The organism is uncultured Desulfovibrio sp. (assembly GCF_944324935.1).
Classification (GTDB): Bacteria; Desulfobacterota; Desulfovibrionia; order Desulfovibrionales; family Desulfovibrionaceae; genus Desulfovibrio.
On record NZ_CALUYG010000041.1, the window covers coordinates 1 to 24,835 of the forward strand.

Genomic DNA, 24,835 nt, shown 5'->3' on the forward strand with positions numbered 1-24,835 from the left:
TTCGGTCGCGCTCTGCTGTCGATGCCCGTAACTTCCTTCGTCGTAACGGGCACGGCCTGCGGCCGCCTTTCGGTCGCTGCCAGCGCGGCAGGGCTTTCCCCTCCCCAGCGGCTTTCCTCACGAGGACGAGGCGGGATAGTCGCGGGCGTTCGAAAAAAACAGACGGGCAAGCGCAGGGAGCATATCCTCTTGCCGGCAAAGCGGAAGCCCCAATGGAGGAGCTGATATGACTGACTATATTTTGAAGCTCTTTGACAGGGAGCTGATCCGATTTTCCGCTGTTGATACGGGCGATATGCCCGAAGTCAGCATAACCCGCATGGAGCAGGAAGCCTTACCGCTGCTGCCGCTGGGGATGGAGGCGAGCAATACGGGCGTGGCCCGCTGGCTGCGTTCTCGTAAAATCCCCAGGAACAGGGCCTTCATCCATTCCTTTCTGGCCAGACTCGGCTTGTCACCCAATGCCACACTGGCCATCATGGACGTCAGCAAAGGACTGTCGCTTAATGACAGCTACTGGGTCGTCCGCTCCGATTTCACCCAAAGCTTTGCGCAGTGCAATCTTTACGACAACAAATTCAGCGAGCTGCTGGCCCATATGGCCTTTACCGGCGAGGGAAGCGCCGTACGCGGCCCCGTGGCATCCAGTCCCGAATTCACGACCAACGGCATGCTCCCCAAGTGCTGGCGGAGACTGTCAGGAAAGATCTGCCTGTACAAGGGAGGGACGGAAGGCGCATCCAATACCGGCAACGAACCCTACTCGGAGTATTATGCATGGCAGGTCGCCCAGTTGCTGGGCGTCAACGCCATTCCCTATACGCTGACCCGATGGAAGGAAACGCTCTGTTCTCGCTGCGAGCTGTTCACCAGCAAGGAAAGCGGATTCGTGCCTGTCGGGCAGATCGTGCAAAGTGGGGGCATGCAGGCCGTCATCAACCACTACGCAGGGCTTGGGCAGGAATGCAGGTCAGCCCTGGAAGACATGTTCGTCCTTGATGCGGTCATCGGCAATACCGACCGGCATCTGGGCAACTTCGGCTTTCTCGTCGCATCGGAAAGCAACCGTCTGACCGGACCGGCGCCGTTTTTCGATCACGGCAACTCCCTGTTCAACTTTGCCGCTCAGGCCGAACTGGAGAGCAGGCAGGCCTTTCTTGCATTTGCGGATGCCCAGACGCCCGCCTGCTACAGCGACTTTTTTTCCGTGGCAAAGGCCTGCCTGAAAGACCGTCATCGTGAAGGCCTGGGCCGTTTGCTGCACGTCAGGCTGAAGCGGCATCCCCGCTACAACCTTTCTCCGCGGCGGCTGACGCTCATTGAGACCGCCATACGGGAGCGGGCGTCACGTCTGCTTGACGGAGAGGGAGGGGGAGCAAGCGAGCTGGATTTCAGCCGCTGGGAACAGGCGGCGGAAAATACGTAACGCTCCCACTTCGGAGGGCAGGCACGGCCGGCGGCACTGCCCCCCGCTCGATCCACATCCCATCTTGGCAGGAGGAATGCCTTGTGATGTCCCGCACCCCGGCCTTACAGCCCATCCTGACCACCCACGACCTCTCCTTTGCCGGGACCCGTTATCCTGACATCACCTTCCAGCGGCAGGGCATAAACGTCATCTGCGGGCCCAGCGGCTGCGGCAAGAGTACTTTGCTGCGGCTCTGCAACCGTACCCTTGTCCCCACCACAGGACAGGTCTGTCTTGATGGTCGGGATGTCCGCTCCCTTGATCCGTTGCAGCTGCGGCGCGACGTTCTGCTGGCCGGGCAGGAGGTCTTCCTCTTTGACGGCAGCATCGCCGACACCTTCCGCCAGTTCTACGCGCTGCGCGAGCTGCCGGAGCCACGCCCCGGCGGCATGCGGCGCTTTCTTGACCTCTGCGCCTGCCCCCTGTCCATCGGCAGTCCCTGCGGCGCGCTTTCCGGCGGGGAGCGGCAGCGGGTCTTTCTGGCCGTCTGCCTTTCTTTTGTGCCGCGCGTCCTGCTGCTCGACGAGCCGACATCGGCCCTGGACGGCGCCACGGCCCACCGCCTCATGGCCAGTGTACGCGATTTTGCCGCGCAGCACGGCATGAGCGTTCTTCTGGTCAGCCATGATCGGGAACTGGCCGCCCGCTTTGCCGACAGCCTGCTGGAACTTGCCTGAGCCGTCCGGCCCCTTTTGTCCAATACCCACGGAAGATGACATGGAATCCGCTCTGATCGCCCAGATACTGCCCTTTCTGCTGGCCTACGTCCTGCTGCTCATGGTCGGCGGCATTATGAAGGTCTGCCGCATCGCACAGACGCGCCTGCTGTTCATGGCCGGCCTGCGCATGACCCTCCAGCTCATCCTGGCCGGTTTTGTGCTGACCTGGCTGTTTGCCCACCCTCATCCGCTGCTCACGGCCGCCTACCTGGCCCTTATGACCTGCTTCACCATCCGTACCGTATTGGGACGCCACCCGCAGCTCAACCGGCGCTTTGCCCGCTGCGTCGCCTGCTGCCTTGCCTGCTGCGGCCTGCTTTCCACCGTATTTTTCGTGACCTGCATCGCGCGGCAAAACGCCCTCGATCCGCAATATGCCATCCCGCTGGGAGGGATGCTCATGGGCAACGCCATGACCGGCCTCAGTCTGGCGCTCAAGAGTTTTGAAACGGCCCTGCAGGGGCAACAGGCGCGCATCCGCACCCTGGTCAATCTGGGCGTGCGCCCGCAGCGCATCCTTTTCCCGCTGGTACGCACGGCACTGGAGACGGCGCTTCTGCCTACGCTCAACTCCATGCTGGGCATGGGCATCGTCTTTTTGCCGGGCATGATGACCGGTCAGATCCTTGCCGGAGCCGATCCGGCCACGGCCATCCTGTATCAGGGCAGCATTATGATGGCCATTTGCGCCACTGTCTGCCTGACGGTGCTCAGCGCCTTGCTCTGGGGCTACCGCAGCCTCTGGGATACGGACATGTGCATCCGCCTGCCCGGCGATGCCCGGCAGCCGGAGCGGCATGTCTAGTCCGCAAGGAGAGAAGGGAAAAGAGGATCATTGCGGATAGCCGTCATGCGCCGGGACGGCAACGCCGCACCAGGTCCGATAATCCAGCTTGTCCAAACCGGGACAGGGCACATCCTTTGCCATGACGGCATAGGGGGTCACGCCGACATAATAGAAGAAGGCATCATCTTCTCCCTACAGCCAGTATTCCCCATTGCCGGTATTGTCCTGCGTCACATGGAAGGTAAAAAGAGAGGATTCCTTCGGGATGAAATATCCCCGGCTCGCCACGAGAGCTCCCGCATTGGCGAAAAACTCCGTGCAGAACGCCAGAAAAAGGAGCCCTGCGGCAAGGCACGGCAGTACCGTCTTTCGTATGCGATCCCCACGCATCAGCGCCCGCCATCCCGCATGGCTGCCCATACCTGTCTCGAGATAGAAATCCCCCGCCGTATTCATGGACGAACTTACTGTCCCGCTGGGCGGAGAATCGGCATCGACCACGTTGCCGGAGCTGAGGATAAGGCCGTTGCCCATGGTTTCCCCAAGTCCGGCTCCCGCTCCGTTGGTGAACGTTCCCAGTGATTTCTTGTGCCCTGTATAGGTCGCGGCGACCAGCGTCACGTCATCACTGACGATGGAATTCGCCGCTGTGGAGATATCCGCGTAATATAACTGCCCAGGGATTCATGATGGAAGGGGATGCGTCCGGCGGCCAGTCAAACTCCTGCGTCTGGAGAAAACCGCCGAGCTGGAGCCCGACGGTATCCACTCTGCCCATATCCACATAAAATAGTCTTCCGCGCTGTCATTGGCCGTCCCGAAGTGGATCTTGGCCGACCCCGTGGAGACAAGACCGGAACCGTCATGCCTGCCGGAAAGCGTGCCATCCAGCAAGGTTATGCCATTAAAATCCGTCGATCGGGCAATGCGGTCTATTTCTTTGGCCATTTGCTGGAATTCGCTGTCGAGCATCAGGCGCTGGGTGGAATCATAAGTGCCGGTAGCCGCCTGCTCCACGCGCAGCCCTGTCGACAGTTTGCGTACCGAATCAAAAAGGGGAGTATAATTTGCCGAGATGTGCCGGGAAGCGGAGCACATTCCCCTGGCCGCATGCACGGAACAGGAGTTCGGGCGGCCCGTCCCAGTGGTACGACCTGCCATGCCAGGCCGACCTGACGAGAGCACGGCGACCTCAGGGGCAACCTCAGGCGGGAATGCTCTGGAGATGCCCTTATGGGCTCTACCGTGTTTTCTCCGGCGAAGGGACAGCGGACGTCTTGCGGGAGAGCCTGTCCAGCAGGCGGTCATAATACTGTTCGTCGTCCAGATGCAGCACGCGTTCATGGCGGGTTTTGGCACGCATGACGAGCAGGCGGAGCTTCTGCATCTGCCGCACGCGCTCCTGTTCGTCCTCGCACTGTTCCAGCATGTCCGCCAGATTGGCGATGTCCTTGCGCTCCTGCATCTCCGGCGGCAGACAGCCGGCATTGCGCAGCACCTTGTAGGCCATGCGCAGCTCCTCCGGGATATGGCTGTCGTCTTCCAGTCGCAGCGGACGTCCCGCCCCGGGCAGATCATCGAATGCGCCCTGTTCCTGGGCCTCTGCGATGCGCTGTTCGGCAATGGACTGGATGACGCTCCACGGATTGGGCTGACTCATATTTCTTTCCTTCCGTCACGCTTGCCGCCACGCTTGCCGCATGACGGGGAATAACAGGGCTGTCCGGCCGCAGCCATGCGGGCGGTCCTGTCCCCGCGCCGGCACACCTGTCACAAAAAGCGCTAAAATGGCGGTTCGTCCATATCCCCGGCATCGGCGGGCGACACGGCATAGGAAAGCCCCGCATGGTCGCGAGCTTCCTCTCCCGCGGCAGCATCCTGCAGGACAACCGTGCTTTCCGCTCCGCCGTCAGGACGCGGCGGCATGCCCCAGAGCTGTTTCCATTCCGTCAGCAGGCGGAGCGCCTCCAGCGGAGTCAGCTTCTCCGGCTCCACATCCCGCAGCAGCAGGACAAGGGGATGTTCCTGCGGCAGCGCCTGACAGGCTTCCTGCGGATCGACGGCGGCAGTACCCCTGTTCCGTTTTGCGGGAGCGGCCGGCAGGTCCAGACCGGGCAGGGCAAGGGAGACCGGCGCCTCGCCGCGCCGTCCGTCCCTGCCGCGCTCCAGATCGGCCAGGATGGCCCGCGCCCGCTGCACCACCGGGGCAGGGACCCCGGCCAGACGGGCCACCTCCACGCCGTAGCTGCGGTCGGACGGACCGGGGACCAGACGATGCAGGAACAGGATGTCGTTGTTATGCTCCCTGATGGCGATATTCATGGTGAAGACGCCGGGGATGCGCCCCTCCAGCGCGGTCAGCTCATGGTAGTGGGTGGCAAAGAGGGTGCGTATGCCCCCAAGACGTCCGGCCAGATTCTCCACCACGGCCCAGGCCAGGGCCACGCCGTCATAGGTGCTGGTGCCGCGGCCGATCTCGTCCAGGATGACCAGGCTGCGCCGGGTGGCCTGCCGCAGGATGCGGGCGGTCTCCATCATCTCCACCATGAAGGTGCTTTGCCCCTGCGCCAGATTGTCCGATGCGCCCACCCGCGAGAACAGCCTGTCCACGAGACCGATACGCGCTTCGGCGGCCGGGACCATACTGCCCATCTGGGCCAGCAGGCAGATGATGGCCACCTGACGCAGGACGGTGGACTTGCCGGCCATATTGGGCCCCGTGAGCAGGCAGAGCCGCCGCCTGTCGTCCAGCACCACCGTATTGGGCACGAAATTGGCGCTGCCCACCATGGCTTCCACCACCGGATGCCGGCCCTCACGCAGAAAGAGCTGAGGAGCATCCTCGAGCGCGGGACGACACCAGCCGTTCCGTCGTCCCACATGGGCCAGTGACTGCCAGTAGTCCAGCTGGGCCAGCACATCCGCCATATGCAACAGGCGCTCCCGCTGGGCGGCCATGTGCGCCCGCAGGGCCACGAAGAGGGAATATTCCAGTTCCTTCCGCTTGTCCGAAGCGGAAAGGAGCTTATCTTCCAGCTCCTTGAGAGCGGGGGTCGTGAAGCGCTCGGCATTGGCGAGCGTCTGCCGCCGGATGAAGTGATCGGGCAGGGGGCCGCTATGGGCGGCCTTGCTGACCTCATAAAAGTAGCCGAACACGCGGTTGTAGCCGAGCTTGAGCTTGCCGATGCCCGTGGCACGCTGCTCCTCTTCAAGCATTTCCTGAAGTTTTTGCTCGCCATGCTCCACAAGGTCCATGAGGCTGTCCAGATCCGCGTGGTAGCCTGGCTTGAACAGACCGCCGTCGGTGATGACCGTGGGCGGATTGTCCACCAGCGCCTGGGCAAGCAGGGCGGCACAGTCCTCCAGCGAATCCCAGCCGGCGCAAAGTTCGTGCAGGGCGGCGGGCAGGTCGTTGCCGAGGCTTTGCTCGTCCGTGGCGTACTGTCCGTCCGTCGGCGTGGTCAGGGCCGCATAGACGCGCGGCAGGGCCGCAAGGCTGTTGCGCAGGGCGATGAAATCCCGCGGCGTGGCGCGTTCCAGCGTGATACGGGTGGAAAGCCGCTCGATGTCGTAGACGGCATCCAGCGCTTCCCGCAGGCGCTCGCGCCGCACGTCATCGCCGTGCAGCAGGGCCACGGCGTCCTGAATGCGGACGATGGGCCCGCGTTCCCGCCACGGGTGGCGGAGCATGTCCTCCAGCAGACGCCCGCCCATGGGGGTCATGGTCTGGTCGAGCACATGCCGCAGCGTCCCCTTGCCCTTGCGGCCGTTCAGGCGCGAAAAGATCTCCAGGTTTCGCTCCGTCACGTCGTCGACGAGCATGCGCCGCCCCAGATCGAGCGGCTGGAAAGGAAGGAGATGCTCGGGAAGGCGCTTCTGCGTCTGCTCCAGGTAGTGCAGCAGACCGCCGCAGGCCCGCAGGAGCGCTTCCTTGTCCTGAAGACCAAGGGCCTGGAGCTCCTGCACGCCCTGAGCGCGAAGCACGCGCTGCGCGGCCCGGCCGGCATCAAAGGCCGTGCGCGGCAGCCGCACGAGGCGAATGCCCTCCAGCAGGCAGTGCGGCGGCAGGGTCATGTCGTCAGGGACGAGCAGCTCGCGCGGCGCCAGCTTCTGCGCCCATTGCCACAGCTCGCTTGTCCGGCGCAGCTCCACGCCCGACCACTGCCCGGTGGAGATGTCGGCCCAGGTGAAGCCTCCCCGGCCGTTGTCCTCCAGCAGCAGCGCGCCGAGGTAGTTATGGCTCTTGCTGTCCAGATTGGCGTCGTCCAGCACGGTTGCCGGCGTCACCACGCGCGTCACGGCACGCTGCACGAGCCCCTTTGCCTGCCGCGGATCCTCCACCTGATCGCAGATGGCCACATGGTAGCCCTTGTCCACCAGCTGGGCAAGGTAGCTCTGCGCGGCATGCCAGGGCACGCCGCACATGGGCACGGGATTTTCGCTGTCCTTGCTGCGGCTGGTCAGGGCGATCTGCAATTCCCGGGCGGCCGTGACCGCATCGTCGAAAAAGAGTTCGTAAAAATCCCCCATGCGATAGAAGAGCAGGGCATCGGGATGCTCGGCCTTGATGCGGAGGTACTGCTCGAACATGGGGGTAAGCTTTGCGCCGGCGGGGGTCTGCACCGGCGAAGCTGACGAAGTGGCGGCGGAAAGATCGGGGGTGAGGGGCATGGCGGCACATATCGGGCAAGAGGGACAGACACAACGGGGCGACACCATCAGACGATGATGCCGCCCCCGGGAAAACCACCCATGAAATGGCCCTGTTAGGGCTTGTCGGGATCGGGCGCCACGATGTCCTCGACAGGAGCGGCCGCCTCAGCTTCCTTGGCCGTCGTTTCCAGCGGCTTGGTGTTGGCGGGCTTTTCCGCAGGGGCCTCGACGGGCTTCTCAGCGGGCTTGTCCTGCGCGGCGGCTTCCTTGTTCTGGCGGGCACGCTGGAAGAAGGACTGCTTCTTGCCTTCGGCGGTCAGCTGCTTTTGCAGCTTTTCCACTTCGCGTTCAAGCTGGCTGATGCGCCAGCGGGCCTTCATGAAGCGGGCCGTGCCGTGCATCTTGTCCCAGACGAGGAAACAGACGGACAGCAGCGCGCCCAGCGCAAAGGCGACGATGAGCATGAAGTAGAAAGGCAGGGGGATGGACGACATGGGCTCCATGAAGAAAAGATTCAGCGTCAGCACCATGTCCTGAGACAGGGCCGTCTGGTTTTGGAACAGAAAAACCAGCGCCAGAAAGATTGCCACAACCAGAATCAGGACTTTAAGAAAGCGCATAGCTCCTCCTCATGGCGCTTTTCGTTAAAAACAGGCCCGCAGGGCCCTGTACGTCTCGCGAATGTGCTGGGGGACGGTCCGTACGTCGTCCATCACGGCAATGAAGGATGAATCCCCGTTCCAGCGGGGCACAAGATGGAAATGCAGATGCTCGCCGATGCCCGCGCCGGCGGCCTTGCCGAGATTGAGCCCCACATTGATGCCCTCACAGTTGAAGTGCTGCTTGAGGATCCCGCTGCAACGCTGCACAAGATCCATGATTTCATGGGTTTCCTCGCGGGTGAGTTCCGTCAGTTCGGAAACGTGGCGGTAGGGGCAGACCATGATATGTCCGTTATTGTAGGGGTAACGGTTCATAATGACAAAGGCGCGCCCTGCACGGTGCAGGACAAGGCGTTCCTCGTCCTCTTCCGTCGTTTCCGGCAGACAGAACACGCAGGTATCAGGCTTCGGCCCCAGGATATATTCGATGCGCCACGGCGCCCAGAGCTGTTTCATAGTTGGTGACTATATACCTCCTCCGCGCCGAGGGCAAGCCCGCAGGCCGACGTTCGTGAGATGCCCGCGCCATGCGCTCACACGGCCCTGTGCGCCCGTCCGGTCTCCGGCCCGGACGCGGCCGCCTGGGCCAGCGCCTCCTGAACGAGATCGCGGGCCAGCTCCCACTGCGCTTCGGGGCTGACCGCCGTGCCGTTGAGTTTGGCGGCCAGTACCTGCCGCAGGATCTCGGTGAAGCGCGGACCGGGACGCAGGCCCAGCGCGATGAGATCCGAGCCGCCGATATCCGTTTTTTCCTTGCGCCACTGGGTGATGTAGCGGGAAAAATTCTTCTGCAGGCCCTCTTCATCGGTGGCGGCCATGAGATAGAGCAAAAACTCCAGCTCAAGCCCCTCCAGCATCTTCCAGAAGCCGAACACGTCCGTGTGGGCATCGCTCTGCTTGCGCTGCCAGCTCTCCAGCCGCGTGCACAGGTAGCGGGCCTTTTCCCGCAGGTGGAAGACCGCCGCCCGCCGCTGCGGCGGCAGACCGAGACGCTCGTAGACGCTGCGGGCGTCCTCGTAGTTGAGGTTATGGCAAAGAGCCAGGAAATAGGCCAGCCAGTGCTGTACCGGCTCTTCCAGATAGAGCAGATGATACCAGCTTATCATTTCCCGCATGCGCATGAGGGTCTCGCGCCGGGTGGGGATGAGCGTCAGCAGCGGACTGACGGCCTTGAGCAGCCCCAGTTCCTCCATGCGGATGAAACAGGCCGGCGGATTGGGTTCCATGCACATATGGCTGTATTCATGGTAGATGCGCGGGCTGCTCAACTTGTCCAGCAGATTGAGCGACAGGACGTTCTTGATGAGCCTTTCCGCCGCCGGATCGATATGGAAGCCGTAGCGCTGCTCGAAGCGCACGGCCCGCAGGCAGCGCGTGGGGTCTTCCACGAAGCTCAGGGTATGCAGGACGCGGATGTTGCCGTCCTTGATGTCCCGCTGGCCGCCGAAAAAGTCCACCATCTGCCCGTAGGGCGAACAGTCCAGCCGGATGGCCAGGGCATTGATAGTGAAATCCCGCCGGAACAGGTCCATCTTGATGGAGGAAAGTTCCACCGTGGGCAGGGCGGCGGGATATTCATAATATTCCAGACGGGCCGTGGCCACGTCGATGCGCAGCTCCTCGCCCTCCGGGCCGGTATAGATGACCACCGACGTCATAAACTTCTGGTGCTCGCGCACGCGCCCGTCGAGGGCCTCGGCCAGCGCCCGGGCCAGCTCGATGCCGTTGCCCTCCACCACCAGATCAATGTCCTCGTTGTCCCGGTCCAGCAGGATGTCGCGCACGAAGCCGCCCACCACATACACGGGCAGTCCCAGCTTGCGGCCCAGATTGCCGGCCAGCTCCAGGATGGAACGCGTGTGGGCCGAGAGCCTGTCGCGCATGAGCTTGGCCACATTGCGCGGCTTGATGACCGGCTGGTCGTTCTCCTTGAGCTGCACGGGCTCGTTGGCAAAGACGTTGATGAGGTCGGTGCGCGTCACCACGCCGACGACCTCGTCATGCTCCACGATGGGCACAAGGCGCTGGCGCGCCCCCACGATGATGGCCGAAAGCTCGCTGAGCGGCGCTTCCGGCGGCAGCAGGGCAGGGGTGCGGAGCATGTAGTTTTCCACCGTGAATTCGCCCAGACCGTGCAGACGGGCCCGCGAGGCCGTCTGGGCGTCCAGTATGCCGCAGCAACGGCGCGTGCCGGGTACGAAGACGGGCACGGCCTTGAGGCCGAAATGGAGCATGAGCTCGTCGGCCGCGCGTATGGACTTGTCCGATTCGATGCCCACGGCGGGGGTGGACATGTAGTCCCGGGCGGTCTTGTCCTCCCCGAGCTGGCCGCGCAGATTGCGCACGATGGCGTCATGCACTTCGTTGAGCATCATGTTTCGCACGGATGCCGAGGCGGCATAGGCATGCCCGCCGCCACCCAGCTCCGCGCAGACGGCCCCCACGTTGATGAGCTCCGTCCGGCTGCGGGCCACCACCTGGATGCGGTCTTCCATGCGACCGATGGCAAAGAGCACCGTGAATTTTTCCATTTCCATGAGCCGGTGGGCCAGATAGGCGAAGTCGCCGAGGTAATGCTCCATCGAGGCTTCGGCGATGACCACGGGGATGCCGTTGATGGTATAGGTGCGGGCCGACTCCAGCAGGCTGTTCAGCGCCCGCACATGGGCGCTGGTGAGCTCATGCGCGGCCATGTCATCGATGTCGTTGACGCGCATGCCCTGCGTCAGGAGCCAGGCGGCGCTCTCAAAATCCTGGGGCGTGGTGGAGGAATAGGTGAACGAACCGGTATCGCCGTAGATGCCGAGGCCGAGCAGGGTGGCTTCGTCCGCCTCCAGCCGGACATCGGCGACGGACAGGGCCTTGACGATGAGGCTCGTCACCGCGCCCACCTCGGCCCGATGGGTCACCGTCGCCACCACATCATCCCCGGAATCGGGATGATGATCCCAGACCTCGACGCGCATCCCCTCCTGATCCAGCAGACGTCCCACATGCTGCAAACGATCCCGCTGGCGGGTATCCACCACCACAAGACAGGTCAGGGCCTCCCAGTCGATGTCGTCGCTCTCGCACAGCCCGTACCGCTCCCTGTCCACGGAGGCGACGATCTTCTGGAGGCCGCGCTCCTGCGTGCCGGGAAAGAGCAGGATGCAGGGGCCGTACAGATGCCGGACGGCCAGCATGGCGGCAAAGGCGTCGAAATCGGCATTGGCATGGCAGGTGACGAGAGTGGAAACGGCTGTCATCGGGACTGGCTCCGGGGGTGATGGGCACGATGGATGCTGCGCAGGCGTTCGGCCTGCACATGGGTATAAATCTCCGTGGCGCTGATGTCCGCATGGCCCAGCAGCACCTGGACCGAGCGCAGATCCGCGCCCCCTTCCAGCAGATGCGTGGCGAAGGAATGCCGGAAGGTATGCGGCGAGATCTCACGGCGGATGCCCGCCGCCAGCGCGTATTTCTTGATGGCTTTCCAGACGTACTGCCGGGTGAGGCCGTTGCCGGAACGATTGACGAAGAGCAGGCGGCTGTTGGGCGAAAAATCGGGACGGCAATGGGCGATATAGTCTTGAAGACGGGCCTGCGCCTCGGCATGCAGGGGCACGAGGCGCTCCTTGCTGCCCTTGCCGAACACCCGCAGGAGACCGCGTTGCAAGTCCACATCCTCCAGCGTCAGCCCGCAGACCTCCGACACCCGCAGGCCCGCCGCGTACAGCACCTCCATGAGGCAGCGATCCCGCCGGCCGGACTTGTCGCGCGGATCCGGCTGGGCAAGCAGGCTGTCCATCTCCTCGCGGCTCAGCACCTCGGGCAGATGCTGCGGCAGCCGGGGGCTTTCCAGCAGGGCGGCGGGATTGGCCGCAAGGACCCTTTCCTCCACGGCAAAGGCAAAAAAACTGCGCAGGGCCGACAGCCGCCGGGCCAGGCTGCGCCCCGTGTTCTGTCGCGCCCGCAGCCAGGCCAGAAAGAACATGACGTCCTGTTCGCCGAGCTGGACGGCGCTCAGGGCGGCTCCCCGCCCCATGTTCCATTCATCCAGATAAAGAAGGAACAAGTCCATGTCCTGCCGGTAGGCTTCCACCGTCCGCACGGAAAGGCCCCGCTCGGCCAGCAGGGCATCGCACCAGACAGGGACAAGGCGCGCCAGCGCGGCGCGCAGCTCCGCAAGGGAGGACGTAGGGGAGGGGGCGGCGTTCTCCATACGCTCATGGTAGCCTGCCTCAGCCGGCGGAGCAAGCCTCCCATGCTTTGACATCCCCGCCCGTTGTACGCTACTTCTCGCACATGACCTTCACTGCCGAACTGCCGGTCTATGTGAGCCTCGGCTCCAATACGCCCGATGCCCCGCACATGCTCGACGCCGCCTGCGCCGCGCTGGAACGGCTGGAAGGCCTGCGCCTTGTGCGGGCGGCCTCCCGCTACGCCACCGAGCCACAGGGCTATGGCGAACAGCCGTGGTTTGAGAACACCGTGCTGGAGCTGGCCGTGGAGACGGAGCGCTGGCGACCGCGCGAACTGCTGGCCGCCATGCTGGGCATGGAGGCGGCGCTGGGCCGGCGTCGCGACCCGGCCCTGCGCTTCGGCCCGCGCAGCATCGACATGGATCTGCTGCTGTTTGGCGATGTGACAAGTGCGGATGTCCATTGCCTGCTGCCGCACCCGCGGCTGTGCGAGCGGGCCTTCGTGCTCGTGCCGCTGGCGGAACTGACGCCGGATCTCGTCGTCAACGGGCGCAGCATCGCCCAATGGCTGGAGCGTCTGGTCTGGCGCAGGGAAGGGCGGGCAATTTTTCAGTGACCTTTCGGCGCGGCCGTGCTACAGGCTGGAACAGCCTGCCGCGCCGTCCGCGTGTGCATATCCTACCGTCAAGGAGTATCTATGTGGAAATGGCTTATCCTGGCCGTGGCGGTCTATGTGCTGTACCGCATGTTTGCCAATGACATCCTGAAGAAGAAACAGGCGGACAAGAAGGAAGACGCCGCCGAAATGGAACGCAAGGTCGCCGCCGGGGAAATGGTCAAGGACCCGGAATGCGGCGCCTACGTTTCCGTGGATGAGAGCATCACCGTGCGGGACGGCGAAAAGGTCTACCGCTTCTGCAGCTACGACTGTCGCGACAAGTTCCTCAAGCGCCTTCAGGAAGGCGGACGGGAACTGCCCGCCAAGGAATGACCGAAAGCGGAGCGACTTTCGTCGCCTTCCGCCGATCTCCGCGATGCCGCGGCAAAAGGCGGCGCTGCCCCGGGGCAGCGCCGCCTTTTTCTCTTGCTGGCGGAAGAAACGCCGGTCTAGTTGATGTCCCAGTCCAGGCCGAAGGTATCGTGCAGGATGCGCACGGCAAGCTCCACATACTTTTCCTGGATGAGGATGGTGATCTTGATCTCCGAGGTGCTGATCATCAGGATATTGATGCCTTCCTGGGTGAGGGCGGCAAAGGCGCGCGCGGCCACGCCGGAATGGTTGCGCATGCCCACGCCGATGGCCGAGACCTTGGCCACGTTGACGTCGTGCACCACTTCGGAAGCGCCGATCTTCCTGGCCACTTCGTCCATGATGGCCAGCGTCTGATTGAGATCCTTGCGGGAAACGGTGAAGGTGATGTCCGTATGCCCGTCGAGGCTCGTGTTCTGCACGATCATATCCACAAGCACGCCCTTTTCGGAGAGCGGGCCGAAAACGGCGGCAGCCACGCCGGGCACGTCCGGCACTTCATGCAGGGTCACGCGGGCCTGATCCTTATCGTAAGCGATGCCGGAAACAAGAAGAGCTTCCATGCTCGAATCCTCCTGGGTAACTAGGGTGCCGGGATCATCCGTGAAGGTCGAGCGCACCCGTACCGGCACTTTGTACTTCTTGGCAAATTCCACGGAGCGGATGTGCAGCACCTTGGCCCCCATGCTCGCCATCTCGAGCATTTCCTCGTAGGCCACACGATCCATCTTGCGCGCGGTGGAACAGATGTTGGGGTCGGTGGTGTAGACGCCGTCCACATCCGTATAGATCTCGCATTCCACGGAACCGAGCGCCGCGGCAAGCGCCACGGCGGACGTGTCCGACCCGCCCCGGCCCAGCGTGGTGATGCGGCCCCCATCGGTGCAGCCCTGGAAACCGGCCACGACCAGCACATCGTAGTCTTCCAGGAAGACACGCAGTCTGGCGCTGTCGATATCCGTGATACGCGCCCGGCCGTAGTCGTCATCCGTGGTCATGGGGATCTGCCAGCCCAGAAGGGAGCACGCGCGGACGCCCGCATCCTTGAGCAGCATGGTGAACAGGGCGATGGACACCTGTTCCCCGGTGGAAACCAGCACATCGCATTCGGCCTTGTCCGGCGTATTGGACCATTCGTCCGCCAAGGCAAGCAGGCGGTTCGTCTCGCCCGAACGGGCAGAGAGCACCACCACCATCTTGTTGCCCCTGGCCAGACCGGCAAGGACCTTTTCACGAACCTTTTTCATGCACTCCAGATCAGCTACCGAAGTGCCGCCAAATTTTTGCACGAGAATCTTCATGCCACTCTCACGCCACCTGACTGCAACAAGTGAATCACAAGGCAACAGGATCGACCCCTTGCAGGCTGGGCCATCCCTCTTGCAGCCGTTCAACCAGGCGCTGTGCGGCCGGGCCTCCGGCCCGCAGCGTCACAAAATGTTTTTCTTCGCACGAGTCCAGCCGGATGTCCAGATATTCCTTGGGCAAATCCGCCGCCGGCAGGGCTTCTCCCCATTCCACGAGACAGAGGCTCTTCCCGTCGTCCAGCGCATCCCACAGTTCGTCAGGCGCTCCGCCGGGACAACGATAGAGATCGGCGTGCAGGACGGGCGGCGAGGTGGGGTAGCTGTTGCACAGCGTGAAGGTCGGGCTGGAGATCTCCGCCCGGTCGCCGCCGGGCAGGGCCTCCACCACGGCGCGGGCGAGCGTCGTCTTGCCGCTGCCCAGCTCGCCGTGCAGCAGGCAGAGCCGCACGGCGGCATCCTCCCGCAGGAGGGCGGCCAGCAGGCGGCCCAGCCGCCGGGTATCCTCGAGGGAAGCCAGTACGAGGGAGCATTCCTTCAGCATCTGCCGTCTCCCGTGGCGGGCCGGCATCCGCCATGCGCCGCATGCACGGACGGCAGGACGTCGGCCAGTTCGTGGGCCAGATTGCCGCGCGTCGGGTACTGCCCGGCCACGGCGCGGCCGGCCAGCGCATGCCAGCTCACGCCTACGGCGGCAAGCGTCAGCACATCCACGGGGCAGTCTTCTTCCGGCGTCGCGGCGGGATGCGCCGCACGGCGGGCCAGCAGCGCGCCCATGCAGCCCGCCAGCACATCGCCGCTGCCGCCCACGGCCAGGGCGGGTACATCCCACGGGCTCACGCAGACAGGCCGCAGCCGCTGCCCCCGCTGCTGCCCGATGAGGGTCCCCGCCCCCTTGAGCACCACACAGGCCGGCGTCAGGGCGCAGAGGGCTCGCAGGGCCCCGCGACGATCCGCCTGCACCCGGGCGGCCGTCGTGCCCAGCAGTGCCGCCGCTTCGCCCGGATGCGGCGTCAGCACATCCTGCTCCCGCAGGGCCCGCAAAAGCTCAGGCTCGCGAGAGAGCAGCACCAGCGCATCCGCATCCAGCACGGCGCTGGGCCGCTGCGGGCAGGAGAGCAGGGCGCGCAGCAGGGTCTGTGCCGCCTCGCCGCGGCCCATGCCCGGCCCGATGACCAGCGCCTGCACCCTGTCCACGCTCCCTTCCAGCAGCAGCCGCAGATTGCCCGACGGCAGCGACGGCCACAGCCCCGGCGCGCTTCCCGGCATTTCCCGCACCATGATCTCCGCCAGCCCGTTACGGACGGCAAGACCGTTGCCGCAGGGCACGAGCGCGCTTGTCAGCCCGGCCCCGGCCCGCAGAGCGGCCCGCGCGGCAAGATGGGCCGCGCCGCACAGGTCCTCCGCGCCGCCCACCACCAGCACATGGCCGTAAGAGTTCTTGTAGCCCTGCGGCCGGAAGGGCGGCAGATGCCCCAGGACGTCCGCACTGAGCAGACGGGCGGAGCAGGGCGCCGTACGGCGCACCGCCAGCGGGATGCCGATGGGCAGGATGAGCAGCCGTCCCGTGAAGGGAACGCTTTCCGGCAGGACGAGACCGAACTTTGCGGCTTCAAAGGTCACGGTGGCATGGGCGCGCACGGCTTCCGGCAGGGGGCGTCCGCTCGCCGCATCCAGACCGGAAGGCACATCCAGCGACAGGACGAAGGCCTCGCGCCGCAGGGCGTTGATGCGGCGGACGAGGGCAAGCATGTCCGGCCTCAGCTCCCCGTGGAAGCCCGTGCCGAGCAGGCCGTCCACCACCACATGCGGCAGGGCCTGCCCCTTGCGCCCGTCGCCGGCGAGACAGCGCCCCACCGGCAGGAAGGAGACGCCGCAACGGCGCGCCATGCGTACATGCTGGCCGCACGCGCCCCGGTATTGCCCCAGGGGCCGTGTATGCCAGACCGTGGGCTGAGCCCCCGCATCCAGCAGATGACGGGCCAGCGCGGCGGCGTCGCCGCCGTTGTTGCCGCCGCCCATGAACAGCCAGACCCGACGTCCCGCCAGCGGCACGCCGCAATCCTCCAGCGCCCGCAGAGCCGCGCGCGAGGCGTTTTCCATGAGCATGACTTCCGGCAGGCCCAGCGCAAAGGAGGCTTCGTCCCATTGCCGCATCTCTTCCGGCAGCGGCAGGGGAGGCAGAGTGGACATGACCATGCTTACTTCTCCAGAATGACGACCGCCACGGCATAATGCCGCTCATGGCTGATGGACACATGCAGGCTGCGCGCCCCGAGTCGTTGCCGGCGCGCCCCGGCCTGCCCCGAGAGGCAAAGGCGCGGCCCGCCGCCGGCATCGGCGAGGATCTCCACATCATGCAGGCCGATGCCCGCGCTGAAGCCTGTGCCCAGCGCCTTGACCGCGGCCTCCTTGGCCGCAAAGCGCCCGGCAAGACGGGCGGCGGACGGCAGACCGCCGCCCGGAGCAAGCAACGCGAGCTCCGCCGGGCTGAGGATTCTGGCGGCGTAACGCCGTCCGAAGCGCTCCAGCCCGGCAGCGACGCGGTCCACCTCCACGATATCCGTTCCCATGCCTACCACCATGCCCTTTCTCCTGCGCCCTGTCTCCCGCGCTGACCGTCAGGCGCTTGCCGGACGTTGCCCATCGCGCCAAAAAAACGTAGAATGTCTTACGCATTTGAACGTATCCCTTTACCGGCGTCAAGCGGCCCGGCCGATGACGCCTCCAGGAGCAAGAATGAGACTTTGCATCGTGGGAACAGGCTATGTGGGCCTTGTCAGCGCCGCCTGTTTCGCCGAAATGGGCAATACCGTCGTTTGTGTGGACGTCAATCCCGCCGTGGTCGCCAAACTCAATGCGGGCAAGGTGCATATCTTCGAGCCGGGGCTGGAAGACATGGTGCAGCGCAGCCGGGCGGACGGGCGTCTGACCTTCACCACCAGCCTTGAGGACGGTCTCGCCGAAGCGGAATGCGCCTTCATCTGCGTGGGCACGCCTCCCGGCGAAGACGGCTCCTGCGATCTGCACTATGTGGAGCAGGTCGCCACGGCCATCGGCAGCCACATGCAGCATGAGCTTGTGGTGGTGGACAAGTCCACCGTGCCCGTGGGCACGGCCGACCGCGTGCGGACGCTCATCGGCGAGGCTCTTGAGCGGCGCGGCGTCAGCATCCCCTTCGAGGTGGTGTCCAATCCCGAATTCCTCAAGGAAGGGGACGCCATCAACGACTTCATGAAGCCCGACCGCGTGGTGCTGGGCACGGAGTCCGAAAAGGCGGCGGACCTCATGCGCGAGCTGTACGCTCCTTTTGCCCGCACGCGGGACAAGCTCATCGTCATGGGCATCCGCAGCGCGGAAATGACCAAGTATGCGGCAAACTGCATGCTGGCCACCAAGACCCCCCTCATCAACGAGATCGCGACCATCTGCGAGCGGGTGGGGGCCGACGTGCGCGATGTGCGCACGGGCATCGGTTCGGACTCGCGCATCGGCTACCAGTTCATCTATCCGGGCGTGGGCTACGGCGGTTCCTGCTTCCCCAAGGACGTCAAGGCCCTCATCCATACGGCCGAGCATGCCGGCGTCACCCCGACGCTGCTGCATGCCGTCGAAGCCGTCAATGCCCGGCAGAAGCGCCACATGGCCGAACGCATCAAGGAATATTTCGCGCCGCAAGGTGGGGTGAAGGGCAAGACGCTGGCCGTCTGGGGGCTGGCCTTCAAGGCCAATACCGACGACATGCGGGAGGCGGCCGCCATCAGCATCATCTCCGCGCTGACGGCGGAGGGCATGCGCATCCGCGCCTTTGACCCTGTGGCGGCGGACAATGCCCGCACCATCTTCGCCGACAATCCGCTGGTGGAGATCTGCGACGAGCAGTACGCCGTCTGCGACGGGGCGCAGGCCCTGCTGGTCGTCACCGAATGGAACCAGTTCCGCAACCCGGATTTCGAACGCATCCGCAGCCTGTTGACCGCTCCGCTGCTCTTTGACGGACGCAACCTCTATTCGCCCTCGGCCATGGCCGAACGCGGCTTCGCCTACTTCTGCATCGGCAGGAAGAGCGACGTGCAGTAAAACGGCTTCCCCAACCACACCTTGAAGAAAAGAGACAGGTCCACGCCTGTCTCTTTCTTTTTCCGGCCCGGACCTACCGCGCCAAACGCCACCGGCACAGGGTCTGCCTGTCCTCAACCTGATCCCGACTTCCTCCTCCCTTCCCCTCAGTTCCGCACAGCGCCCATCCTGCACATGGATGACGCCAGCGCGGAGCCTCACATCTCCGCTCCACATTGAACACGCGGCATCCCTTTTTCCTGAAAAAGCGCCATCGTGTCATAAGAACGTAACAAAAATTTCATATCCTCTCAAAAAAGCAGCAAAAATGATGCCTCTGTCTGGTGAGGATCGCGGCAAGCGTAATGCCTAGTCAAGCAGGCCGGCTTCCCTGAGCATGGCCACGGGATCGACCTCCATCTTTTGCGCAATGGTAAAAAATTCAATGATATCAAGCCTGCGTTCACCGCTTTCATATTTCGATACATATGATTGCGGCTTGTCGAGGCGTGCGGCAAGCGCCACCTGGGTAAGACCGCACTGCTTGCGTGTCCGCTTGAGGACTGCCGTCAACGCCTCATACGCTCGAGTTTCTCCTGTGGACATGGTGATTGGACCTCATCTTTTCGACGAGGCTAGTTGAGCTTGCATAATATCCCAAAATAGGATATTTTTCTCCAAGAAAAAACGAGGAGGGAAACTCCATGTTCATCCCGCTGGTATCCTATGTGCTGGATCGTCTGCCCATCGGCAATGCCTTGAAAGGCATCTCGCCTGAGATGTTGAAGGGCTTCATGCACAAAACGAGAGCGCCGCACTGGCATGAATACGCCATCCGCAAGCGCCAGTGGCGTCGTCATGCCTGTACGGCCTGCCGCTGGCTGTGCGGCGTGCTGCCCCGTGACGCGGTCGTTTTTGAACCTGGCTGCGGCAGTGCCGCCAATCTCCTCTGGCTGGGGCAGCGGGGCTTTCGCAGGCTGGCAGGGTCGGACATCTCATCCGAGGCGCTGGAGCTGGGCATGCGGCTGGCGGGCAACCTGCATCTTCCGCTCGAAGTCTGGCCTGACGACGCCCTGCATCCCGCACGTCTGCCGCAGCAGCTGGACGGCATCCTTTCCGTCAACTGGCTGTACCATATCCCCGGTGCGGATCTTGGCGCTTTCCTGCGACTCTACGGGCCTGCCCTCAAACCGGGCGGCTACCTTGCCTGCGACATGGTGACGCGCCATTACGATCAGATGCCGGGCAATCAGTGGCATTCCGAGGACAGGGGGCTGCCGGAAGCACAGCGCCGCCCTTCGGAATATACGCTGCGGCTCGATCCCGAAGAAGTGCGGGAACTGGCGGAGCAAAACGGCTTCCGCCTCGTGCGCCATACCTGTTTTGTGCTGAGCCGCCCGCAGCGCGCCGTCTACCTCCTGCGGCGCGAAGCATAGAAGTACGGCGGGAAAAGCAAGCGCTCTCCCCGCCGTACACGCATAAGATGCACCGGACAGATGGTCAGCCTATAACCAGCTGGGCTTCGGGCCATCCTGCAGCACGACGGCATCGGACTGCGTGAAGTTGCCGAGGCTGCCCGCTCGAACCTGGATGCACACATAGCGCAGCGGACTGTCGTCGGCTGCCCGCAGGCAGCGCTGTCCCTGCGGGTCGATGCGGAAGCAGTCTCCCTGGCGTATCGCGACTTCCTCGCCATCAACATACAACCAGCCAGAGCCGTCCAGGACAAGATAGATCTCCTCATTCTCCGTATGGGCATGAACAAAAGGGATGCTCACGCCGGCCGGGAGGGTATTGCAGGAGATCTCGGCTCCTGTGAGGTGCAGCAGCTCATGGAGTTCGCTGCGGCCTTCGGCCATGTCGATGCGGGCAAGCAGATAGTGTGACATCATGTTCTCCTTTAGTTCGACATCGAACTTTAAACATAAAAAAAATTCATTACCTCTCCAGACAGCGGACAAGAAGCTTGTCCAGCATGTCCAGCTCCTGCGGCGCAAGGCGCTCGGCAAGCAACTGCTCCAGCCCCGCAGACACCCTGTCGAAAACCGGGCGGAGCTCTTCTCCGCGCGGGGTCAGACATACGCGCACGCTGCGGGAATCCCGCCCATCCGGCATCCGATCCACAAAGCCGCTTTGCTCCAGCTTTTCCACCAGCGCGGTCACCGTGGATTTGCTGCGGCGCACCCGGCGGGCCAGCTCGCTCATAGGGCAGGCATCCTGCGCAAGCAAACAGGCCAGGATATCACCATGACTCGGAGCCAGCCCCGTCAACCCGGCGCTTTGCAATTCGGCCTGGATATAGGCGTTGCCCATTTCGCGCAGGCGGGAGGCATTGGCAAAGATGGAACGGTATGTCATGGAGTTCATATAGTTCGACATCGAATCATTGTCAACGACTTTCCGCTCCGAAAAAGGATCTCCGAACGCGCAAGCGCCCGCATCACAAGATACGGGCGCTTGCGGGATTCGGAAAAATTTTTTCGTCTACTTGCCGAACGGACACACCGGATAACGGCACTGCGGACAGCCGGAGCAGAAGCCGCCATGCCCCAGCGCCGCTATGTCTTCCGCGCGGATGTCCAGCCCGGCCAGCAGACGCGGCACCATCAGCTCAAAGATGCTGGCCTTGTGGTACATGACGCAGCCCGGCAGGCCCAGCACCGGTATGCGCCTGCCCGCCGTCTCCAGGAAGGCCAGCAGGAACATGGCTCCGGGGTAGACAGGCGCGCCGTAGGTGACGATCCGCGCCCCCGTGGCCCGGATGGAGGCGGGCGTCCTGTCGTCCGGGTCCACGGACATGCCGCCCGTCACCACGATCATGTCCGCGCCCTGCGCCACAAAATCCGTGATGGCCGCCGAGGTCATGGCCTCGTCGTCGCTGGTCAGGGTCTGGCCCAGCACCGTACAGCCCAGATCGGCGAACTTCTGCCGCAGCACCGGCCCGAAGGCATCCTTGATGCGGCCGCTGTAGATCTCGCTGCCCGTGGTCACGATGCCCACGGCGGCGGCGGCCAGCGGATGCACCCGCAGCACCGGCGCGCTCACCAGCTCTTCCAGGCGGCGGAGGCGGTCTTCCTCGATCATCAGCGGCACCACGCGTGTCCCGGCCACATCCTGCCCGGCTTCCACAAGCCGCATGCTGTGCAGGGTGGCCAGGGTGATCTCCCCTATACTGTTGATGGCGGCCAGCGTGGGCACATCCACTTCCAGGACGCCGCGACAGTCCGCCGAAAAGTTGATGCGGCCCTCCCTGGGCTCGCTCAGGCGCAGGTGCGGCCCGCACACCGCCGCGGCGATGCGGGCGGCGGCGTCGTTCTCATGCACCAGCCCGGGGCAGGGCGCATAGACGTAGAGGTGTTCCTTGCCCACATCCAGCAGGACGGCAATGTCCTCCTCGCGCACCACATGCCCCTTGCGGAACACCGGCCCCTTGCTTTCCCCGGGCACGATGCGGGTGATGTCATGGCAGAGCACCGTCCCCACGGCATCCCGCACATCAATGATTTGCATATCCAGTTTCGCCATGTTTCCTCCGTAAGCGCGCCATCCCGGCGCAGCGACCATTTTAGCCCATTGCCGCCAAAGCGCAAGCCCGGCGGCGATGCGGGCCATGCCGCCTGCCATGCGCGCATTGACAGCAACGGTAATCTTTGCAAGATGAATCAGGCGGGCAAAGGCCCGCAAGGAGCCCTTCATGAAAAAAACTGTCCTTTTGCTTGCCCTGTCCCTGACGGTTCCGCTGGCGGGCTGCTTCGGCGGAGAAAGCACGCCGCCTCCGCCGCCGCCCGGCCCGGTGGAGACTTTTCTGATCAATGCCGCACCGGGCGCAAGCACCACGGTGGACGATCCCCAGTTCGGCCCGCAGGTCCATGTATTGCTTGAAGACAACTTCATCTCCGCCTCGGGCGAGAACTGCCGCCGCGCCACGGTGCGCAGCCAGCGGCAGGAGGCCGAAGTGGTCGTCATCTGCCGGGACGGGCAGGGTATCTGGCGTCTGGCCCCCCGCGTCTGGGGACAGGGCCTGACGCCTCCCCCCGCGACAAAGGCCGCCGCCCCGCAGGCGAAGCAGGCCGCGCCGGCCCCGGCATCGGCCGAGCAGCCGGCGGCAACCCGTCCGGCGGCCACGGACACGCCGGCCCAGCCCGCCGCTCCGGCTGTCTCCGAGGCCCCGGCGGCGGACAAGGACGGCGGCACGGAACGTCCGGCGTCCTCCCTGTAACGCCGCCGCACAGGGGAACGCCCCGCCACGACCTTCTCCCGCTCCCTCGTCGCCCCTTCGAAGCAACGAGGGAGCAAAAGTTTCTCCAGTCCCCTTAAATAGAGCGAGGAACTCGCATGAAACGTCCTCTTCTTTATACGGCGCTCCTGCTGCTGGGCCTGCTTTTCTGGCAGCAGGACGCGCAGGCGGCGGATACGCCGGCTCCTTACGGGGCCAATCTCTTTCAGGGAAATTTCAGCAAGGAAAGCAAGAGCGGTCAGGTGCTGCCCGGTGACCGCATCGTCCTACGGCTGTGGGGCGGGTCGCTGACAGTGGATACCACGCTCACCGTGGACGGCAACGGCCACGTCACCATCCCCGAAGTGGGCGACATGCTGGTGGCGGGGCTGGCCTACGACAAGCTGACGGACGCCCTGCGCAGCAAGCTGGCCGCCTCTGGTCACGCGGACAGCCAGATCTATATGGCCCCCCTGGACAATCAGCCCGTATCGGTCTTCATCACCGGTAACGTGGTGCGGCCCGGCCGGTACAGCGGCACGCCCAACGACACGGTGCTGAGCTTTCTGGACAAGGCCGGCGGCATCGACCCGCAGCGCGGCAGTTATCGCCGCATCCAGCTCAACCGCGGCGGGCGCACCCTGCAGGAGTTCGACCTCTATCCCTTCGTGCAGCGCGGGCAGCTGCCGGGCGTGCGCTTCATGGACAACGACACGCTGGTGGTGCTGGACAAGGGCCCGGCGGTCAGCGTTGCCGGCGCGGTACGCAACGGGGCCCTGTTCGAGCTGCGCGCGGGCCAGACCAGCGGCAAGGACCTCCTCACGCTCGCCGAGCCGGAAAATACCGCCAGCCACATCGCCCTCAAGGGCATACGCAACGGCGCGCCCTACAATACCTATCTGCCCCTGCGGGAGCTGGCCTCCCTGCCGCTGCAGGACGGCGACAGCCTGACCTTCATGGCCGACAATCCCGGCAGCACCATTTCCGTGCAGGTACAGGGGGCGGTGCGCGGGGCGCGCAGCTTTCCCGTGCGTCGCGGCGCGCGGCTGGCCGAAGTGCTGAACTTCATCGCCGTGGAGCCCGGACGGGCCAATATCGACGCCATCCACATCAAGCGCAAGAGCGTGGTGCAGCAGCAGAAAAAGGCGCTCGCCGACAGCCTGCACCGTCTGGAGGAGACCGCCCTTACCGCGTCCTCTTCCAGCTCCGAAGAGACCCAGATCCGCGCCAAGGAAGCGGAGATGATCACCAAGTTCGTGGAGCGGGCCAAGACCATCGAGCCGGAAGGCATCGTGGTGCTGGGCCGCGGGGGCAAGGTGGGGGATCTCACGCTGGAGGACGGCGACATCATCGTCATCCCCGCCAAGAGCGACGTGGTGCTGGTCAACGGGGAAGTCATGATCCCGCAGGCCATGCTTTGGAACGAGGACAACGACCTTGCCGACTACATCAAGGGGGCGGGCGGCTACAACAGCCGTGCCGACCGCGCCCATGTGCTGGTCATGCGCCAGAACGGTTCCGTCTCCGGGGATACGGACGACATCCGGCCCGGGGATCAGATCCTGGTGCTGCCCAAGGTGGAGTCCAAGAACATGCAGGCCGTCAAGGACGTTTCCACCGTGCTCATGCAGGTGGCCGTCTCGGCAGGCACGGTGCTCGGCTTGAGCTCGCTGCTCAACTAGGTAGTGTTTACACGAGATTTATGTTATAAGAAGCGCATCAATTCTACAAGGATGTGCTTATGACGAATCCT

The 24,835-nt window shown here is 64.2% G+C and carries 23 protein-coding genes and 2 pseudogenes; 9 read left to right on the plus strand and 16 right to left on the minus strand.

What is annotated here, in order from left to right:
• The first annotated feature begins 226 nt into the window (after positions 1 to 226).
• The 3 genes from Q0J54_RS09520 to Q0J54_RS09530 all read left to right on the plus strand — a co-directional run bounded on the left by Q0J54_RS09520 (position 227) and on the right by Q0J54_RS09530 (position 2,992).
• Positions 227 to 1,426 carry an XRE family transcriptional regulator gene (locus tag Q0J54_RS09520; protein ID WP_296305239.1) on the plus strand — a complete coding sequence of 400 codons (1,200 nt, stop codon included), beginning with the start codon at positions 227 to 229 and terminating at the stop codon, positions 1,424 to 1,426.
• A gap of 86 nt (positions 1,427 to 1,512) precedes the next feature.
• Positions 1,513 to 2,145, plus strand: a complete 633-nt coding sequence (locus Q0J54_RS09525; protein WP_296305240.1) for an ATP-binding cassette domain-containing protein — start codon at positions 1,513 to 1,515, stop codon at positions 2,143 to 2,145.
• Between the two features lie 40 nt (positions 2,146 to 2,185).
• On the plus strand, positions 2,186 to 2,992 hold the full coding sequence (locus Q0J54_RS09530; protein WP_296305241.1) for an ABC transporter permease: 807 nt from the start codon (positions 2,186 to 2,188) through the stop codon (positions 2,990 to 2,992).
• 174 nt (positions 2,993 to 3,166) lie between these two features.
• On the opposite strand, the gene Q0J54_RS09535 is transcribed toward Q0J54_RS09530, so the two are convergent.
• From Q0J54_RS09535 to xerD, 8 genes and pseudogenes are all read right to left on the minus strand, one after another.
• Positions 3,167 to 3,658, minus strand: coding sequence for a choice-of-anchor L domain-containing protein (locus tag Q0J54_RS09535; protein WP_367172239.1), 492 nt, complete (start codon positions 3,656 to 3,658; stop codon positions 3,167 to 3,169).
• Between the two features lie 102 nt (positions 3,659 to 3,760).
• Positions 3,761 to 4,072, minus strand: a pseudogene (locus Q0J54_RS09540) (flagellin); the annotation flags it as partial.
• Between the two features lie 142 nt (positions 4,073 to 4,214).
• Positions 4,215 to 4,634 (minus strand): DnaJ family domain-containing protein, encoded by a 420-nt coding sequence (locus Q0J54_RS09545; RefSeq protein ID WP_296305242.1) that lies wholly within the window; start codon positions 4,632 to 4,634, stop codon positions 4,215 to 4,217.
• Positions 4,635 to 4,900: 266 nt separating this feature from the next.
• Positions 4,901 to 7,564: pseudogene (gene mutS / locus Q0J54_RS09550) on the minus strand (DNA mismatch repair protein MutS); the annotation flags it as partial.
• 176 nt (positions 7,565 to 7,740) lie between these two features.
• Positions 7,741 to 8,247 (minus strand): lipopolysaccharide assembly LapA domain-containing protein, encoded by a 507-nt coding sequence (locus tag Q0J54_RS09555; RefSeq protein ID WP_296305243.1) that lies wholly within the window; start codon positions 8,245 to 8,247, stop codon positions 7,741 to 7,743.
• Positions 8,248 to 8,271: 24 nt separating this feature from the next.
• Complete coding sequence (locus tag Q0J54_RS09560) at positions 8,272 to 8,745, minus strand: HIT domain-containing protein (protein WP_296305244.1); 474 nt, start codon at positions 8,743 to 8,745, stop codon at positions 8,272 to 8,274.
• Between the two features lie 77 nt (positions 8,746 to 8,822).
• Positions 8,823 to 11,537, minus strand: a complete 2,715-nt coding sequence (locus Q0J54_RS09565) for a CBS domain-containing protein (protein WP_296305245.1) — start codon at positions 11,535 to 11,537, stop codon at positions 8,823 to 8,825.
• Entirely contained in the window at positions 11,534 to 12,493 is a 960-nt protein-coding gene (gene xerD / locus Q0J54_RS09570) for a site-specific tyrosine recombinase XerD (RefSeq protein ID WP_296305246.1), read from the minus strand. Before xerD ends, Q0J54_RS09565 begins: the two co-directional genes overlap by 4 nt.
• A gap of 83 nt (positions 12,494 to 12,576) precedes the next feature.
• On the opposite strand from xerD, the gene folK reads away from it, so the two are divergent.
• Together folK and Q0J54_RS09580 are read left to right on the plus strand one after the other, a co-directional pair.
• Entirely contained in the window at positions 12,577 to 13,089 is a 513-nt protein-coding gene (gene folK, locus Q0J54_RS09575; protein WP_296305247.1) for a 2-amino-4-hydroxy-6-hydroxymethyldihydropteridine diphosphokinase, read from the plus strand.
• A gap of 81 nt (positions 13,090 to 13,170) precedes the next feature.
• Positions 13,171 to 13,464, plus strand: coding sequence for a TRASH domain-containing protein (locus Q0J54_RS09580; protein WP_296305248.1), 294 nt, complete (start codon positions 13,171 to 13,173; stop codon positions 13,462 to 13,464).
• 116 nt (positions 13,465 to 13,580) lie between these two features.
• On the opposite strand, the gene Q0J54_RS09585 is transcribed toward Q0J54_RS09580, so the two are convergent.
• Genes Q0J54_RS09585 through acpS form a run of 4 tightly spaced genes read right to left on the minus strand, consistent with a single transcriptional unit; the run spans position 13,581 to position 17,392 of the window.
• Entirely contained in the window at positions 13,581 to 14,804 is a 1,224-nt protein-coding gene (locus Q0J54_RS09585) for an aspartate kinase (protein ID WP_296305249.1), read from the minus strand.
• A 34-nt stretch (positions 14,805 to 14,838) separates the two neighbouring features.
• The gene (gene tsaE / locus Q0J54_RS09590; RefSeq protein WP_296305250.1) at positions 14,839 to 15,351 is read right to left on the minus strand and encodes a tRNA (adenosine(37)-N6)-threonylcarbamoyltransferase complex ATPase subunit type 1 TsaE; all 513 of its coding nucleotides are present in this window, start codon (positions 15,349 to 15,351) and stop codon (positions 14,839 to 14,841) included.
• Positions 15,345 to 17,006: an NAD(P)H-hydrate dehydratase gene (locus Q0J54_RS09595; protein WP_296305251.1), complete on the minus strand. Its 1,662-nt coding sequence runs from the start codon at positions 17,004 to 17,006 to the stop codon at positions 15,345 to 15,347. Before Q0J54_RS09595 ends, tsaE begins: the two co-directional genes overlap by 7 nt.
• Positions 17,007 to 17,008: 2 nt before the next feature.
• Positions 17,009 to 17,392 carry a holo-ACP synthase gene (gene acpS / locus Q0J54_RS09600; RefSeq protein WP_296305252.1) on the minus strand — a complete coding sequence of 128 codons (384 nt, stop codon included), beginning with the start codon at positions 17,390 to 17,392 and terminating at the stop codon, positions 17,009 to 17,011.
• Positions 17,393 to 17,546: 154 nt separating this feature from the next.
• On the opposite strand from acpS, the gene Q0J54_RS09605 reads away from it, so the two are divergent.
• The gene (locus tag Q0J54_RS09605) at positions 17,547 to 18,887 is read left to right on the plus strand and encodes a UDP-glucose/GDP-mannose dehydrogenase family protein (protein WP_296305253.1); all 1,341 of its coding nucleotides are present in this window, start codon (positions 17,547 to 17,549) and stop codon (positions 18,885 to 18,887) included.
• 348 nt (positions 18,888 to 19,235) lie between these two features.
• Here the strand turns inward: Q0J54_RS09605 and Q0J54_RS09610 are convergent, their stop codons facing one another.
• A complete protein-coding gene (locus Q0J54_RS09610) occupies positions 19,236 to 19,472 on the minus strand; it encodes a helix-turn-helix transcriptional regulator (RefSeq protein ID WP_296305254.1) in 237 nt (78 codons plus the stop codon).
• Between the two features lie 98 nt (positions 19,473 to 19,570).
• Here Q0J54_RS09610 and Q0J54_RS09615 point away from each other — a divergent pair, with 98 nt between their 5' ends.
• The gene (locus tag Q0J54_RS09615) at positions 19,571 to 20,302 is read left to right on the plus strand and encodes a bifunctional 2-polyprenyl-6-hydroxyphenol methylase/3-demethylubiquinol 3-O-methyltransferase UbiG (protein WP_296305255.1); all 732 of its coding nucleotides are present in this window, start codon (positions 19,571 to 19,573) and stop codon (positions 20,300 to 20,302) included.
• Between the two features lie 69 nt (positions 20,303 to 20,371).
• On the opposite strand, the gene Q0J54_RS09620 is transcribed toward Q0J54_RS09615, so the two are convergent.
• The 3 genes from Q0J54_RS09620 to Q0J54_RS09630 all read right to left on the minus strand — a co-directional run bounded on the left by Q0J54_RS09620 (position 20,372) and on the right by Q0J54_RS09630 (position 22,376).
• Positions 20,372 to 20,755, minus strand: coding sequence for a cupin domain-containing protein (locus tag Q0J54_RS09620; protein WP_296305256.1), 384 nt, complete (start codon positions 20,753 to 20,755; stop codon positions 20,372 to 20,374).
• A gap of 49 nt (positions 20,756 to 20,804) precedes the next feature.
• Positions 20,805 to 21,233: a MarR family transcriptional regulator gene (locus Q0J54_RS09625; protein WP_296305257.1), complete on the minus strand. Its 429-nt coding sequence runs from the start codon at positions 21,231 to 21,233 to the stop codon at positions 20,805 to 20,807.
• A gap of 117 nt (positions 21,234 to 21,350) precedes the next feature.
• Positions 21,351 to 22,376: a molybdopterin-binding protein gene (locus Q0J54_RS09630; protein WP_346667354.1), complete on the minus strand. Its 1,026-nt coding sequence runs from the start codon at positions 22,374 to 22,376 to the stop codon at positions 21,351 to 21,353.
• A gap of 184 nt (positions 22,377 to 22,560) precedes the next feature.
• Here Q0J54_RS09630 and Q0J54_RS09635 point away from each other — a divergent pair, with 184 nt between their 5' ends.
• Positions 22,561 to 23,085: a DVU3141 family protein gene (locus tag Q0J54_RS09635; protein ID WP_296305259.1), complete on the plus strand. Its 525-nt coding sequence runs from the start codon at positions 22,561 to 22,563 to the stop codon at positions 23,083 to 23,085.
• Positions 23,086 to 23,201: 116 nt separating this feature from the next.
• On the plus strand, positions 23,202 to 24,764 hold the full coding sequence (locus tag Q0J54_RS09640; protein WP_296305260.1) for an SLBB domain-containing protein: 1,563 nt from the start codon (positions 23,202 to 23,204) through the stop codon (positions 24,762 to 24,764).
• The last annotated feature ends 71 nt before the right edge of the window (positions 24,765 to 24,835 follow it).

Coding starts and splice junctions, on each gene's coding strand:
- Q0J54_RS09635 (WP_296305259.1), top strand. CDS start 22,561: ATGAAAAAAACTGTCCTTTTGCTTGCCCTGTCCCTGACGGTTCCGCTG.
- acpS (WP_296305252.1), bottom strand. CDS start 17,392: ATGGTGGTAGGCATGGGAACGGATATCGTGGAGGTGGACCGCGTCGCT.
- Q0J54_RS09530 (WP_296305241.1), top strand. CDS start 2,186: ATGGAATCCGCTCTGATCGCCCAGATACTGCCCTTTCTGCTGGCCTAC.
- Q0J54_RS09630 (WP_346667354.1), bottom strand. CDS start 22,376: ATGCAAATCATTGATGTGCGGGATGCCGTGGGGACGGTGCTCTGCCAT.
- Q0J54_RS09605 (WP_296305253.1), top strand. CDS start 17,547: ATGAGACTTTGCATCGTGGGAACAGGCTATGTGGGCCTTGTCAGCGCC.
- tsaE (WP_296305250.1), bottom strand. CDS start 15,351: ATGCTGAAGGAATGCTCCCTCGTACTGGCTTCCCTCGAGGATACCCGG.
- Q0J54_RS09565 (WP_296305245.1), bottom strand. CDS start 11,537: ATGACAGCCGTTTCCACTCTCGTCACCTGCCATGCCAATGCCGATTTC.
- xerD (WP_296305246.1), bottom strand. CDS start 12,493: ATGGAGAACGCCGCCCCCTCCCCTACGTCCTCCCTTGCGGAGCTGCGC.
- Q0J54_RS09615 (WP_296305255.1), top strand. CDS start 19,571: ATGTTCATCCCGCTGGTATCCTATGTGCTGGATCGTCTGCCCATCGGC.
- Q0J54_RS09640 (WP_296305260.1), top strand. CDS start 23,202: ATGAAACGTCCTCTTCTTTATACGGCGCTCCTGCTGCTGGGCCTGCTT.
- Q0J54_RS09595 (WP_296305251.1), bottom strand. CDS start 17,006: ATGGTCATGTCCACTCTGCCTCCCCTGCCGCTGCCGGAAGAGATGCGG.
- Q0J54_RS09545 (WP_296305242.1), bottom strand. CDS start 4,634: ATGAGTCAGCCCAATCCGTGGAGCGTCATCCAGTCCATTGCCGAACAG.
- folK (WP_296305247.1), top strand. CDS start 12,577: ATGACCTTCACTGCCGAACTGCCGGTCTATGTGAGCCTCGGCTCCAAT.
- Q0J54_RS09525 (WP_296305240.1), top strand. CDS start 1,513: ATGTCCCGCACCCCGGCCTTACAGCCCATCCTGACCACCCACGACCTC.
- Q0J54_RS09560 (WP_296305244.1), bottom strand. CDS start 8,745: ATGAAACAGCTCTGGGCGCCGTGGCGCATCGAATATATCCTGGGGCCG.
- Q0J54_RS09620 (WP_296305256.1), bottom strand. CDS start 20,755: ATGTCACACTATCTGCTTGCCCGCATCGACATGGCCGAAGGCCGCAGC.
- Q0J54_RS09555 (WP_296305243.1), bottom strand. CDS start 8,247: ATGCGCTTTCTTAAAGTCCTGATTCTGGTTGTGGCAATCTTTCTGGCG.
- Q0J54_RS09610 (WP_296305254.1), bottom strand. CDS start 19,472: ATGTCCACAGGAGAAACTCGAGCGTATGAGGCGTTGACGGCAGTCCTC.
- Q0J54_RS09520 (WP_296305239.1), top strand. CDS start 227: ATGACTGACTATATTTTGAAGCTCTTTGACAGGGAGCTGATCCGATTT.
- Q0J54_RS09625 (WP_296305257.1), bottom strand. CDS start 21,233: ATGAACTCCATGACATACCGTTCCATCTTTGCCAATGCCTCCCGCCTG.
- Q0J54_RS09580 (WP_296305248.1), top strand. CDS start 13,171: ATGTGGAAATGGCTTATCCTGGCCGTGGCGGTCTATGTGCTGTACCGC.
- Q0J54_RS09585 (WP_296305249.1), bottom strand. CDS start 14,804: ATGAAGATTCTCGTGCAAAAATTTGGCGGCACTTCGGTAGCTGATCTG.